The sequence below is a fragment of the Mammaliicoccus sp. JADD-157 genome (assembly GCF_049310805.1).
Taxonomy (GTDB): Bacteria; Bacillota; Bacilli; order Staphylococcales; family Staphylococcaceae; genus Mammaliicoccus; species Mammaliicoccus lentus.
Window position 1 is genome coordinate 39,935 of the sequence record NZ_JBMOVZ010000003.1, and the last position, 13,205, is coordinate 53,139.

The 13,205-nt window shown below is 30.6% G+C and carries 14 protein-coding genes; 3 read left to right on the plus strand and 11 right to left on the minus strand.

Annotated features, from left to right (window positions below; all coding sequences use genetic code 11):
* Position 1: 1 nt before the first annotated feature.
* From ACO6VN_RS09435 to ACO6VN_RS09455, 5 genes are read right to left on the minus strand one after another with little or no spacing between them, the layout of a single operon-like run.
* Positions 2–1,498, minus strand: coding sequence for a Na+/H+ antiporter subunit D (locus tag ACO6VN_RS09435; RefSeq protein WP_064205227.1), 1,497 nt, complete (start codon positions 1,496–1,498; stop codon positions 2–4).
* Positions 1,491–1,838: a Na(+)/H(+) antiporter subunit C gene (locus tag ACO6VN_RS09440; RefSeq protein WP_017000807.1), complete on the minus strand. Its 348-nt coding sequence runs from the start codon at positions 1,836–1,838 to the stop codon at positions 1,491–1,493. The genes ACO6VN_RS09435 and ACO6VN_RS09440 overlap by 8 nt, the downstream gene beginning before the upstream one ends.
* Entirely contained in the window at positions 1,835–2,260 is a 426-nt protein-coding gene (locus tag ACO6VN_RS09445) for a monovalent cation/H+ antiporter subunit B (protein ID WP_194200559.1), read from the minus strand. The genes ACO6VN_RS09440 and ACO6VN_RS09445 overlap by 4 nt, the downstream gene beginning before the upstream one ends.
* Positions 2,247–4,646 (minus strand): DUF4040 family protein, encoded by a 2,400-nt coding sequence (locus ACO6VN_RS09450; RefSeq protein ID WP_422404575.1) that lies wholly within the window; start codon positions 4,644–4,646, stop codon positions 2,247–2,249. The genes ACO6VN_RS09445 and ACO6VN_RS09450 overlap by 14 nt, the downstream gene beginning before the upstream one ends.
* Positions 4,647–4,664: 18 nt before the next feature.
* Positions 4,665–5,216 (minus strand): tyrosine-type recombinase/integrase, encoded by a 552-nt coding sequence (locus tag ACO6VN_RS09455; RefSeq protein ID WP_017000810.1) that lies wholly within the window; start codon positions 5,214–5,216, stop codon positions 4,665–4,667.
* 137 nt (positions 5,217–5,353) lie between these two features.
* Here ACO6VN_RS09455 and ACO6VN_RS09460 point away from each other — a divergent pair, with 137 nt between their 5' ends.
* Together ACO6VN_RS09460 and ACO6VN_RS09465 are read left to right on the plus strand one after the other, a co-directional pair.
* Entirely contained in the window at positions 5,354–5,563 is a 210-nt protein-coding gene (locus ACO6VN_RS09460) for a hypothetical protein (RefSeq protein WP_017000811.1), read from the plus strand.
* 35 nt (positions 5,564–5,598) lie between these two features.
* Entirely contained in the window at positions 5,599–5,814 is a 216-nt protein-coding gene (locus ACO6VN_RS09465; protein WP_017000812.1) for a DUF2922 domain-containing protein, read from the plus strand.
* Positions 5,815–5,930: 116 nt separating this feature from the next.
* Here the strand turns inward: ACO6VN_RS09465 and ACO6VN_RS09470 are convergent, their stop codons facing one another.
* Positions 5,931–6,260: a transcriptional regulator, SarA/Rot family gene (locus ACO6VN_RS09470; RefSeq protein WP_017000813.1), complete on the minus strand. Its 330-nt coding sequence runs from the start codon at positions 6,258–6,260 to the stop codon at positions 5,931–5,933.
* A 262-nt stretch (positions 6,261–6,522) separates the two neighbouring features.
* Here ACO6VN_RS09470 and ACO6VN_RS09475 point away from each other — a divergent pair, with 262 nt between their 5' ends.
* The gene (locus tag ACO6VN_RS09475) at positions 6,523–8,703 is read left to right on the plus strand and encodes an AraC family transcriptional regulator (protein WP_194200556.1); all 2,181 of its coding nucleotides are present in this window, start codon (positions 6,523–6,525) and stop codon (positions 8,701–8,703) included.
* 83 nt (positions 8,704–8,786) lie between these two features.
* On the opposite strand, the gene ACO6VN_RS09480 is transcribed toward ACO6VN_RS09475, so the two are convergent.
* The 5 genes from ACO6VN_RS09480 to ACO6VN_RS09500 all read right to left on the minus strand — a co-directional run bounded on the left by ACO6VN_RS09480 (position 8,787) and on the right by ACO6VN_RS09500 (position 13,203).
* The gene (locus tag ACO6VN_RS09480; RefSeq protein ID WP_194200555.1) at positions 8,787–9,749 is read right to left on the minus strand and encodes an LCP family protein; all 963 of its coding nucleotides are present in this window, start codon (positions 9,747–9,749) and stop codon (positions 8,787–8,789) included.
* Between the two features lie 223 nt (positions 9,750–9,972).
* Positions 9,973–10,275 (minus strand): hypothetical protein, encoded by a 303-nt coding sequence (locus ACO6VN_RS09485; protein WP_194200554.1) that lies wholly within the window; start codon positions 10,273–10,275, stop codon positions 9,973–9,975.
* A gap of 53 nt (positions 10,276–10,328) precedes the next feature.
* Complete coding sequence (locus ACO6VN_RS09490) at positions 10,329–10,751, minus strand: HTH domain-containing protein (protein WP_017000817.1); 423 nt, start codon at positions 10,749–10,751, stop codon at positions 10,329–10,331.
* A 159-nt stretch (positions 10,752–10,910) separates the two neighbouring features.
* Complete coding sequence (locus ACO6VN_RS09495) at positions 10,911–11,765, minus strand: MurR/RpiR family transcriptional regulator (RefSeq protein ID WP_194200553.1); 855 nt, start codon at positions 11,763–11,765, stop codon at positions 10,911–10,913.
* 1 nt (position 11,766) lies between these two features.
* On the minus strand, positions 11,767–13,203 hold the full coding sequence (locus tag ACO6VN_RS09500; RefSeq protein WP_135032211.1) for a PTS transporter subunit EIIC: 1,437 nt from the start codon (positions 13,201–13,203) through the stop codon (positions 11,767–11,769).
* Positions 13,204–13,205 lie beyond the last annotated feature (2 nt).

Genomic DNA, 13,205 nt, shown 5'->3' on the forward strand with positions numbered 1-13,205 from the left:
ATTATTTAGCCTCCACTTCTACATTTGGAATAACTTCTTTAAAATATTCAAGCTCATTCATGTTAAATTGAGCTGCCATTTCAGAAATATTTAATACATATTGAGAAGCAATACCTAATATTATTGTTGTTACTGTTAATATTATCATCGCATATAATTTATTCTTAACAAAAACAACTTTACCAACTTGAGGTACACTTTCTCTGCCGAAATACATTACTAAAAATACGCGTAATAAACTATACATTGCAATGATACTTGAAATAATCATCACGATAACGCCAAATGTATAACCATTTTCAAGTGCGCCTTTAATAATTAATAATTTCCCAGGAAATCCACTGAGTGGTGGTACGCCTCCAATTGATAGTATCGTAATAAAGAATATGACACCTAAACTTGGATAATGTTTAATTAAACCACCAAATTGGTCATAATATCTTGTACCTGTTAATAATACAAAAGTACCTATGATTAAGAATAATAAAGTTTTGATAATCATATCATGTCCGACATAGAATATAGCACCGGTAATCCCTGCTAAATTGTTTGCGCTCAATCCTAATACTGCAAATCCAATAGATAGTATCACTTGGTACGCTGCTATTTTCTTAATATCTTTAAATCCAAGAACACCTATTGATCCAATAATCATTGTAAGTATCGCCATAATGTAAAGTAAGAAATGTGTTACTTCTGGCTTTTGATCAAACATAAGTACCATCACACGAATAAGTGCGTATACACCTACTTTAGTCATTAAACTCGCAAATAAAGCAGCTAATTCTGTATTCAATGCTGCATATGCTTTCGGAAGCCACATAAATACGACAAGCGCTGCTTTACCTCCAAATACAAATATCATGATAATTGCGACTAAAGTAGTCGTGGTAGGTTGATTACTTTCACTAATTCTCATTGCAATATGACCGAAGTTTAAAGTACCTAACGTACCGTATATATAAGCAACGCCCATTAAGAAGAACCAAGAGCTCACAACGTTAATCACGACGTAAATGATACTTGCTCTTAACTGTTCTATTGATTGACCTAATGTTAATAATACAAATGAAGCTAATAACATTATTTCAAACATTACATATAAGTTGAATATATCAGCAGTTAGAAAACTACCATTAACCCCACTTAATAAGAACAATATAAATGATGGTAAAAAGTAGCGGTTAGCTAACCTTTCTCTCTTACCAAAACCAAAGTATATAATCACTGTGACGACAAAGCAAGAAATAGTAGTGAATAATAAGCTGAGCTCATCACCAACAAACTGAATACCAAATGGTGGTTGCCAGTCTCCGAAGTTGATAACAAGTGCTTTATTCATACTGACATCGACTAATAACCAACCACTTACAATCGTCGTAAGTGCTAGAAAAGTGATGGCGATACGTCTTGTTAACGCTAATCGTTCTTTAAAGAAGAACAATATTAAACCAATAAATAGTGGTACAAGTAATGGTATAAGTATTAAATTATTCATCTACGTCTTCATCCTCACCGCGTAACGCCTCTATTCTGTTGACTTTCGTCAATTTAAATGTTCTATACACTAAAACAAGTAAAAATGCTGTTATCGCAAAGCCAATAACAATTGCTGTTAAAATTAATGCTTGAGGTAAAGGATCGACATAGTCTTTTCCTTCACCATTTATGAGTGGTACATTTCGACCACCAAATTCGCTCATTGATAAAATCATTAAGTTAGCTACGTGTGTATAAATAGCTGTACCGATAACAATACGAATTAAGTTTTTAGATAAAATCATATACGTTCCAACGAAAGTAAGTACACCAATAATAATGACTAATATTAAATTCAACTGTTATCACCACTTATCGCAAGCATGATTGTTACAATGGATCCTACTACTGTAAGTAATATCCCGAGTTCAAATAATGTTACGCTTGAAAGATGAATTTCACCTAATAGTCGGAACGTAATATATCCATCTTCGTGTGTTAACATTGGATGTCCAAAGAACATTGGTATAATCGCTGTGCTCATTGACACTAGACACCCTATAATTGTAACTGCTCTAAAATCTATCGGTAATGATTGAACAACTGTCTCAACATCAAATGCTAAAAACATTAAGATAAACGCAGAACTAAAGACTAATCCACCAATAAATCCACCACCAGGATTATCGTGTCCCGCAAGGAATATATAAAAGCCGAATGTCAGAATGATAAATATTGCGATTTTTGATATGGTTTCTAATACTACATCATTTTCTTTCATCAGGCTCATCCTTTCTTATCTTAAATTTAACGAGTGTATAAATACCTAGTCCGGCAATCAATATAACGATTCCCTCTAACATTGTATCCAACGCTCTAAAGTCTCCTAAAATACCATTTACGATATTTTTAACACCTGCTAATTCATCAGCGTTATCATAATAATAAGAAATTTTATCGAATAGATTATCTTGTTGCATCATGATAACAAAAATTACGACAAATACCGCCATTAAGAGTGCGATTGCTAATTTAACGATTTCTGCTAAAACATTTGGTTTATCTTTCTGCACGTTTGGCAAATGGAAAAATACTAATAAAAATAAGACTGTCGTAATAGTTTCAATAACCAATTGCGTTAAAGCTAAATCAGGTGCTTTCATAAATATGAAAACAACAGCAATCGAATAACCGATTACACCATTTAAAATAGTCATTGTCATTCTTTCTCTAATAAACATTAATGCTGTCGCTGTAATCACAATGTTAATCAATATAATAATCTCGAATGTTGAAGCTTCTGTAATATGGTAATACGCAATATCATAAATACCGACATGATATATGCCATATGCCATAAGTACGAAAAATATTACATAAATGATGTGTAAATATTGGTTCAATCTGTTATTCATTACAATTTGAATTAAATATGCGCTTACCCGATCCAGTAAAATCATACCTTTATTATAAATTGTATTAATTTCTATATTTTTTGATACTTTGCTATAAATAAATGTCCAATTTGGCCATATTACTAATAATGTACCTATTAAATATATTCCTATGGTTAAAAACAATTCCGTTGTAAATCCATGCCACGCTTGAATATGAGGTATATATTCCATTACTTTATCCGATTGGAATATATCCCGTAACGCTGGGCCTATTAAATATTTTCCTAGTACATTTGGAATAAAGAAAAATAACGGTACAAATATTACAATTAAAACAGGCGCTATAAGAAGCCCCCCGCCATCGTGACGTGGTACTTTAGGCAATTGCTTTTCTTTCATTTCCCCAAAGAATGGCTCTTTTATTAACTTCAAACAATAAACAAAAGTAAAAATACTACCTATAAATCCTGCCGCTATCATTACGAACGACATTATTTGATTGAAAATATCCACTTGTCCTGTCTCTACCAGACTAGTGAAGAACTTTTCTTTACTCAAAAAACCATTAAATAATGGAATACCTGCCATAGATAAAGCAGAGATTGACATTACAATTGCTGTAATAGGCATTACTTTTCTTAACCCGCCTAATTTATTAACATCTCTTGTTCCTGTTTCATGGTCTATAATACCTACTCCCATGAATAGTACACTTTTGAAAATAGCGTGGTTAATTAAATGAAATAAAGCTGCAAATAAAGCTGCAATAAATATTTCATGTCCCGCTTCAAACCTTTGATTTAAAGCTAACAAGCCTAAACCAATCATAGACATAATCATACCTAATTGACTGATTGTAGAATATGCTAATAAAGCTTTTAAATCTTTTTTACTTACTGCAAAGAATGATCCTACTAACATGGTAACTAACCCGACTGTTACAACTGTATACACGACCCATTCACTTTGACCAATAATAGGTGTAAATCTAAGTAATAAATACAAACCAGCTTTAACCATAGTAGCTGAGTGTAAGTAAGCACTAACAGGCGTTGGCGCTTCCATAGCATCTGGCAACCATATATGAAATGGAAATTGTGCTGATTTTGTAAACGCACCGAGTAAGATTAAAATGACTGCAAGTACAAACCATGGTGATTGAAACACTTCATCAATCATACCGACTTGTTCAGTAATTGTATTCGTACCCGTAATGCTATATAACAATATCAACCCTACGAGCATAGCCATACCACCAAAAACGGTAATCAAGAAAGATTTAAGTGCCCCTTCTTGGCTTCTTTCTCTTTGATACCAATATGCAATGAGTAAGAAAGAAGAGATACTCGTTAATTCCCAAAATGAATATAGCAAAATTGTATTATTAGAAAGTACAACACCTAACATTGCCAACATAAACATTAGCAAGTATGTGTAAAATCTTGGGAGATTATCTTTTTCATGAGAAAGATAATAAATAGCGTAAAGGAATACACCTGTGCCAATGAGTGAAATAAGAAGTGCAAAAATTAAAGATAAACCATCTAATCTCAAATCTAAATTAAAATCAATTATAGGTATCCACTCTTTAAAAAAAGAAACAGTATGCCCACTCGATATGTATTTAATTTGACTCAAAAAATAAATGGAACTTATTAGCGGCGCGATTAAACTTATCAATCCAGCAAAACGGCTAAATTTAGTATTCATAGTCATAAGGACAATAGCCATTACAACTAAGATGGTGAAGAACAACCATATTAAAGCCATACACGAACTCCTTTCTTTTTATATATTTAGTTCTATTGTTGTTTCTTTTTTTATTGTAGTAACATCTATAAATTTTAAAGTTTCTAACAACGATTGATGACCTAAATATTTTTGTATTATTGAAACTGATACACCCGACTTAAATGCATGAAACGCAAAAGTTTTCCTTAAGGAGTATAGACCAATATTTTTCAATCCAACTTCTTCTGCAGCAACATGAATGATTCGATATGCTTGTTGTCTAGACAATTGTTTCTTCGTCTTGATAGATCTAAATACAAAGTCTTCTTTTCCTAACATTTCCATACGTATATAAGATGACAAACTTGATCTTAAGTGCAATGGAATCACTACTTTAATCAAATCCTTTTTATCATTCACCCAGTTAGAAATAATGTCGTTATCTTCATCTAGTAAATCTTGAACAGTTAAATTTAATAGTTGATTTACTTTAATACCTGTATGAATAGCAAGACTAAATAATAAATAATCTCTTTCACTGTGTGATTTTAATACTTCATACATCGCTCTAATATCATCTTTATTCTTAATTGGAGATACTTGTTGCATGCATTTCGTCCATCCTTCCTAATTAAGGTACATATTAATAATAATATATATTTGAGTAACATGAAAGAATTTTTAACTAATTTGTGGTCGTTTTTTTAATCTCATTTCGATATATAAAGTGAAAGGAGGTTAGCAAAATGGCAACAGTTAAAGACATCAACATCATATTGTTACATCAGTACTTAGATGAGAATGCCAAAGTGAAAAATGTTCAAAGAAAATTTAAAGCAATTAAATTAAATGTAACAAATGAACAAGTTAAAACTTTTAAAGGCATTATCGAAACGTTATCTGACGAAAAGTTCAAAGATGCTTATATCGTCAAAACAATTCAGATAGAAGATTAATTCTATCCTCTCGATCTACCAAGGAGGTGAATTCCATGAAACTCGTATTAGAACTTACTTTTAAAACTTCAACAGATAAGACTTTCACATTACAAATCCAAAACCCAAAACGTGATCTCACTGAAGAAAACGTACGCCAGGCGATGGATAGTATTTTAAAATTAAATTTATTTGATTTATCTAAAGGTGAATTAGTTTCTATTCATTCAGCGCACTACGTAGAACGCTCAACACGTACTGTAATTAAGTAATTTTATAATACCCTTTTAAATCTTTTTTAAATTCTATAGAAAAACCCAAAGAAAATCTTTTCACTTGAAAGGATTTCCTTTGGGTTTCTTTTTGAATAATTAAACCTATTGTTGTTTTATATGTCTTTTGCTATTTGTTCGTATTGAGCCTTTTGTTCGTCTTCCATGTAATAGTAAACTTTTCTTTCATCTAGCTCACTTCTATATTTATTAATATAATCTTTCCTATATAATTTAGCTAAGTTTGTTCCAATGTTAGAAGGTTTCGTTTGAAGTTCTGTTAGCTTCCCGTTAAGTATTTCTTTAATTGTAATTTCTTCAGATCTATAGATTTCTTCTAATATTATAAAATCAACTAATGTTAAACGTTTTTCGTTTTTTAAATTTGCGATTTTATTCTCATAATCTATCATATCTTGAATAATCTTGTTGAAATTCCCTGTCATTCTATATACCTCCATTTTAATATTTTCCCCGTTTTTAATAGTTTACAATACAACAATAGCATTAAGTATTATTGTAAACCGTTTTAATTTCAGATTTTGATTAAATCAATTCATTTATTTGATTTATTATCATCTTTCTTATAAAAATTATTTAATAATCCAACTTTTTCTTACTTTTTTTGATATAATAGTTTAAAATGTAATAAAAATATGACATTATTTGATATAAAATGTAATATCTTAGTGAAGATGAGGTGAAAAAGTGTACAATTACGACATTTCATTGCATAAAGAAGGCATTATTAACCCTAAAAAGTTAGGTTATGGTGCATTATGTTTTGTGCTAGAAGGAAAAGCAATATTAACTTTAAATCAAAAAACATATACATTTACCGTCGGTGACTTATTTTATTTACAGGATAATGACAATTACTTACCAGTAATAAACGACGGCTTAGTCGCAGTATTACATATTGGATATTCAATGATGGAAAGTTTAAGTGGCGAAGAGTCTTACCTATATTGGATACCGAAAACTACAAAAACAAATCAATTAAATAAATATAAACATCAAATAAAGGATTTATTTATAAGAGCTATTTTAGCAGATTTAACGAATATAAAGATCAGACGTAGCCATTATATCGTTGAAATTTATAAAATTATGTATGAGCGTTTTAAAGAAGAAACAAATTATTATGGACAAACAGAAATGGAATTAACAGGACTTATACGTAAAGTGAAGCAATATGTTGATAAGCATTACCAAGAAAAACTATCACTGAACCTCGTAGCTGACTTTTTCTTTATTTCTCCTGAACATTTATCACGTGAGTTTTCTAGACAAATAGGTACGACGTTCACTCAATATTTAAAAGAAACACGTTTGTTCCAAACTACTTACGCCTTGTTATTTACACAATTTAAAGTCGAACAAATTGCAGACTATCATGGATTTTCTAGTTACCATAATTTCAATCGTCAATTTAAAGAACAATTTCAATTAACCCCTAAACAATATCGTTTAATGTATCAACAGAAAAAAATAAGTAAAAAAACTGAGACAATGACAGAAGATGAGCGTAAAACTTTAATTTCTAAATTGCAAAAAATGATGCATAATAAGTCTCTCGTTCATGAGTACAAACATTTAACTTTTAAAGATTTACCTTTACAAAAATTAAAGGCTAACCATAAAACTTATTTACATATCGGTGACGTTAATGATTTTTATACTCCATTCCTTGGTACAATATTGGAAACTGTAGAAAATATACCTCGTCAGCCTATCATTGTTATTCACTGTTCATTAAAATCATTTTTCTGCGATATAGAAAAACATAAGTATCGACATAATTTAGCTTTTTGTTTAAGCATGTTTTCAGATACAAATATAACGCCATGTATAAAAATATATGATTTTGATGTACAAGATTATATGTTCAAAAGTAAATGGTCAGAATTCATAGATGTTATACATAACTATTTCGTTAATAAACAAGGTGAATTTTACTTTGATATTGAGTATGACGAGCTCACGCATATACAATCTCAAATTAATGACTCTAAAGAAAGCTTACCTGATTTACAAATAATGATAAATGGACCTGATCCATTTAAAAATGATTACGAGCAACTTGATATAGATATGCAACTATGTAAAAATATCGATTCTTTTGCAATATCTTATAGCTTTAATGAATTATTCGACTTTAACAAAATGAATAATCATGATATAGCGAAAATAAAAAGTGACTATACTGAAAAGCTTATTCACAATTTAAAATTCATGAAGAACAATAATAAAAACGTAGTACCTATAGAATGGAATGTCATTCATGGTGATTCGAGGACGACGAGTGATTTTTATTTCAATGCTGCTATTATTGTAGATCATTTATTAAGTATCACAACTTATGTGTCTGGTTTAGGCTTCTGGTTATTAGAGGAAACTTCAGCCGATCTCGCAACTATAAATCAACCTTTATCACTACATTTAAAGCATCACTGTAAAAGTCCTGTTAATTATTTAATATATATATTAACGTACTTTAACCAACAAGAATTCGAAAAGGGACAAAATTATATTAAATTTGAGCAACATAATAAAATATTTTTCCTTTTATTTAATTATGAACTATATAATCCAAATGATATCAACTACCAGAATAATGTCGGTATTAGTCTTTCTTACCGTGACATACCTTTTAATACTTTTAGAGTAACTAACATTACATTTGATCAGGATAACGGTAATATCTTCAAAGCAATTAGAAAATTAGATAACGAACGTTTTAATATTGATTATTTCAACACAGTTCTATTAGATAAATATTGTTCTCCAGATATAGAAATGGCTGATTATAATTCTAAGGATGTAGATGAGACATATTATTTAAAAACTAACGCTATCAAATTGCTTATTATTCAAAAAAGAAGTTAAATACAAAAATGCACCTCAAAATTTGAGGTGCATTTTTTGGTTTAAAATTTTGTTTAAAAATTAATATTTTCTAATATTATACTTTACTCCAAACCTAGATTTTCTCTATATGAGTCTACTATATCTTTCTTGCTAGCGTCACTAGGTACAAAGTAATATAATCCATCATCTAAAATTGAATCTTGTCCTTCTAACTGATTACGATCTACATTATCTAAAGCATCATTATATTTAGATCTTAAATCATTTAGTTGTCCAATCTTCATATCTGTTTTAACATTATCACCTAAAGTGTCAAAGATTTGATTAATTTTAGGTAAAGAGCCGATGCTAACTAATTCGTTAGCTAGTGCTTGAATCACTAATTGTTGACGTTCTTGTCGACCAAAGTCTCCACCAGCGCCTTCTTCTTTTCTACTTCTAATAAATGCTAACGCTTCTTCACCATTTAATTTGTATTTTTGGCCTTTAACATATGATTTCCCTTTAACCGTAAACGTAGCATTACTTGTAACATTTACGCCACCTGCATAATCTACTAAATCTTTAACGCCATCCATATTAATTGTTGCATAATGGTCTACCGGTACGTTCATTAATTTTTCTACAGAGTTAATCGCCATTTTAGGGCCACCATATGCATACGCATGGTTAATTTTTTCTACAGAATCATTGCCAACAATTTCCGCTCTAGTATCCCTAGGAATACTAACCATTACAGTTTTCTTCTTATCTGGATTTATAGATAATAAAACGATTGAATCCGAACGCTCTCCTCCACCTTCTGCTGATCTTGTAGAGTCGGAATCAATTCCAAATAAAGCTATCGAAATAGGATCTCCATTAGTATCTACTGCGTTCTTTCTAAGTTCAGATTTATCTCTATCCAGTGGGTTATGTATCGTATTACCTAATGCAAAAAACTTATACACAAAATAGCCAATAATAATTAAAAACGCAATTAATAACACAAGAATAATAGTTGTTACAATTTTAAATGCTGCTGATTTAGGTTTCTTTGCAGAACGCTCATATTGATTTGCCACGTATTCTCAGTCCATTCTTATTTTATTTTTTCTTTATTATACATTTATTAGATGTAATTTGCCAATATACACATAGTTATTTCACATTATCATATTAAATGATATATCTTTTTTCTGTAAAATCTATATATTTTATGTTAGAGTACTTATATAAGTCTACAACGTTACTTATTTAAATTTTTTTAGACATATTAAACGGGAAAGAGGATGAGATTCGGCGATCTCATCCTCTCTTTTTTCTGTTCTTTTTAGATTTATTAGATTTAATAACTTTTGTGGTCATTTGCATATCTTCGTCTTCAGGATATCTAATCCTTACAATATCTCCATAAAAGAGTCTTTCTTCTCCGTATCTTTTACATAAAGATAATTCAGGGTATACTTCTTCTATTTTCGCAATATATTTATAAGATTTATCTCTCTTTAATACATCTATAAAATAGCCAGGTTCTAAATATCTATCTGAACCTGCATTTACAACAAACGAGGTATCATCTAATATTCTTATAATTTCTACTTGTTTCATAATAACACGCTAACTTTCCTTAATTCTTAAAATATGATGTTTATGATGAGCAATTAGTTGACTGATTTTAAAGTTTCATAAAGTTGAAGAACGTTTAGTATAAGATTTCTCTCTTCGTTTCTATCAATTTTCTTAGAATTTATTAATTTTTTAATTGTTTTCTTTTTAACATTACATAATTTGGCAATTGACTTATTTGGTAAATTATACTCTTTTTTCAATGTTTTTTCAATAAAATATTTAGTATACTTTAAAGCATCTTCGTGCTTACCAATAGATTCAAAATAATTTAAACGCTTTTCAATTTCGTTTCTTTGTTTGTCTGTTAAAACACCTTGATTCCCATGCATAAGCAATTCATACTTTTCTTTAGGCAAGTTTAATAGTTTTCTCATTTGCTTATCTTCTAGACTAAATGCATCAATTACATTGTTAATTCTACTGGTGTAATTTTTCTTATTAGATTTTGCCATCATTATGCACCTCCACTCATAATATATATACCCCGTGACAATCTGTATAAGCGGAGAAAGTGTAATAAATTACTTTCTTTCATCTTTTTTCAGTTCTTACATATTATTTAAATACACTGAGAGTCCGGTACATAAATTGTTGTCTCGGACTCTATCAAACATTTATTCTGTATATAATTCAACTGCATCTCTCGTTTTACTCATCGTTATTACATGTTCATCATAATCTCTTGATAAATAGCTATAAAATAATATATCAAGCGTCATCAATTGCGATATAAGAGAACTCGTAGCTGCTAATCTTAAACTTTCTTCTGAACTTGCATCATGTGTTAATTGATAGTCAGATTGTTGTGATAAAGATGAACTTTTTGATTGAGTCAGACTTATTACTTTAACATTATATTTATGTGCAACTTTAGCTAAAGATAGTGTTTCGCTATTCTCACCAGAGTTAGAAATTCCTATCAAAATACAATCTTTATTATGTGAAGCTATTGCTGTAGCTAAAAAGTGAGTGTCTAAAGAATGAATAACTTGTTTACCAATTCTAGTAAATTTTTGATATAAATCTTGTGCTACTAAACTTGAAGCACCTACACCAAAAACTATAATTGTTTTTGCCTCATATAATTGATCAATAATGGCATTTACACTGCTACTCTCGATTAATTTTTCAGTCATTTCAAGTGTATGTGACGCTCGTGTAATAAGTTTCTTACTAATAGACGATACTGTTTCATCTTGTTTAATTTCTTGATATATACTTTTTTCATGTTGAGGCATATACCTAGAAATGGACAGTTTCAAATCAGTAAAACCTTTAAAATCTAATTTGTGCGTACAACGTATAACGGAAGCAGCACTTGTGTTTGTTATCGTGCCTAACTCCTTAGCACTTAATTCAATTATCTTTTCAGGATAATCGACAAAGTACTGTGCTATACGCTGTTCTCGTTTAGTTAAACGAGACATATTTTCTTTAATAAACATAAGTACATGTTGATGTTCGCTCATATTAATCCTCATCCAATTCTTGTGGTGCTGTCATTTCTTTGTTCGTTCCAAATAAATATGTGAAAATAAAGCCTCCTAAATAAGCTGCTAATAAACCTGCAATATATCCTACATACATATTATGAGATATTAATGGAATAAGGGATACGCCACTCGGCCCAATTGCACTTGCACCAATATGTCCGATGGCGCCTATAACTGCACCTCCGACTCCACCACCGATACAAGCTGTAATAAATGGTCTACCTAGAGGTAAAGTTACCCCGTAAATCAATGGTTCTCCAATTCCTAAAATTCCTACTGGTAGAGCACCTTTTAGAAGGTTAATGATTTTTTTATTTTTTCTACATCTAACCCATAGGGCAAATGCTGCACCTACTTGACCTGCACCAGCCATAGCAAGTATTGGTAATAAGTAAGTAGCACCTGATTGATTAATCATTTCTATATGAATTGGTGTTAATACTTGATGCAATCCAAACATAACTAAAGGTAAGAACGTTGCACCTAATATAAATCCACTAAATGCTCCACCTATATTTAAGACCCAATCAATTACGCCTAACAAGCCGTTAGAAATAAAACCTGCTATAGGCATGATTACAAAGATTGTTCCTAACCCCATAATAAATAATGTAATCGTTGGAGTAACAATAATATCTACAGCAGTCGGTACAATTTTGTGTAATCTTTTTTCAATTAAAGATAGCAACCAAACAGCTATAATAACCCCAATTACACCACCTTGCCCTGCTTCAAGTGGTTCGCCATTAAAAATATTTTTCAGTGGACTTTCTGGATCCATGCCAGTCAACATAGTTGTACCACCAATTACACCACCTAAGCCAGGTGTTGCACCAAATTCTTTTGCAGCATTAATACCTACATAAATGACTAAGTAAGCAAAAAGACCATCTTTTATAATATTAAATACTAAAACAAATTGTTCCCATGATGCTCCATCGATTGTGCCGGCTGTTAACAGGTTAGAAAGTACAGCAGAAATACCACCAATTAAACCGGCACCCACAAATGCAGGAATAAGTGGTACAAAAATATTAGCTATCGATCTCAACACTCTTTTGAAAGGTGTTTGATTTTTCTTGTTAATATTTTGTTTAAACAGATCCGCTTCTTGTTCTACTTTCTCTTTATTACTTTGATTTTTCTTAATTGTTTCGCCTAGTGGTACGCCAATAATAGAACTCATTTCATTGGCTACTTTATTTACAGTCCCCGGTCCAACTACCACTTGAATCATATCATCTTCTACAACCCCCATCACACCTTTGATATTTTTTAAACCTTCAATATCAACTTTAGTGTAGTCGACGATACTCATTCTAACCCTTGTCATACAATGAATGACTTTTTCTAAATTGTCTTTTCCCCCAACTTTATCAAGTATCTCTTTAGCCATTTCTTTTTCTTTAGACATAT

Coding starts and splice junctions, on each gene's coding strand:
- ACO6VN_RS09435 (WP_064205227.1), bottom strand. CDS start 1,498: ATGAATAATTTAATACTTATACCATTACTTGTACCACTATTTATTGGT.
- ACO6VN_RS09445 (WP_194200559.1), bottom strand. CDS start 2,260: ATGAAAGAAAATGATGTAGTATTAGAAACCATATCAAAAATCGCAATA.
- ACO6VN_RS09450 (WP_422404575.1), bottom strand. CDS start 4,646: ATGGCTTTAATATGGTTGTTCTTCACCATCTTAGTTGTAATGGCTATT.
- ACO6VN_RS09455 (WP_017000810.1), bottom strand. CDS start 5,216: ATGCAACAAGTATCTCCAATTAAGAATAAAGATGATATTAGAGCGATG.
- ACO6VN_RS09460 (WP_017000811.1), top strand. CDS start 5,354: ATGGCAACAGTTAAAGACATCAACATCATATTGTTACATCAGTACTTA.
- ACO6VN_RS09465 (WP_017000812.1), top strand. CDS start 5,599: ATGAAACTCGTATTAGAACTTACTTTTAAAACTTCAACAGATAAGACT.
- ACO6VN_RS09470 (WP_017000813.1), bottom strand. CDS start 6,260: ATGACAGGGAATTTCAACAAGATTATTCAAGATATGATAGATTATGAG.
- ACO6VN_RS09485 (WP_194200554.1), bottom strand. CDS start 10,275: ATGAAACAAGTAGAAATTATAAGAATATTAGATGATACCTCGTTTGTT.
- ACO6VN_RS09490 (WP_017000817.1), bottom strand. CDS start 10,751: ATGATGGCAAAATCTAATAAGAAAAATTACACCAGTAGAATTAACAAT.
- ACO6VN_RS09495 (WP_194200553.1), bottom strand. CDS start 11,765: ATGAGCGAACATCAACATGTACTTATGTTTATTAAAGAAAATATGTCT.
- ACO6VN_RS09500 (WP_135032211.1), bottom strand. CDS start 13,203: ATGTCTAAAGAAAAAGAAATGGCTAAAGAGATACTTGATAAAGTTGGG.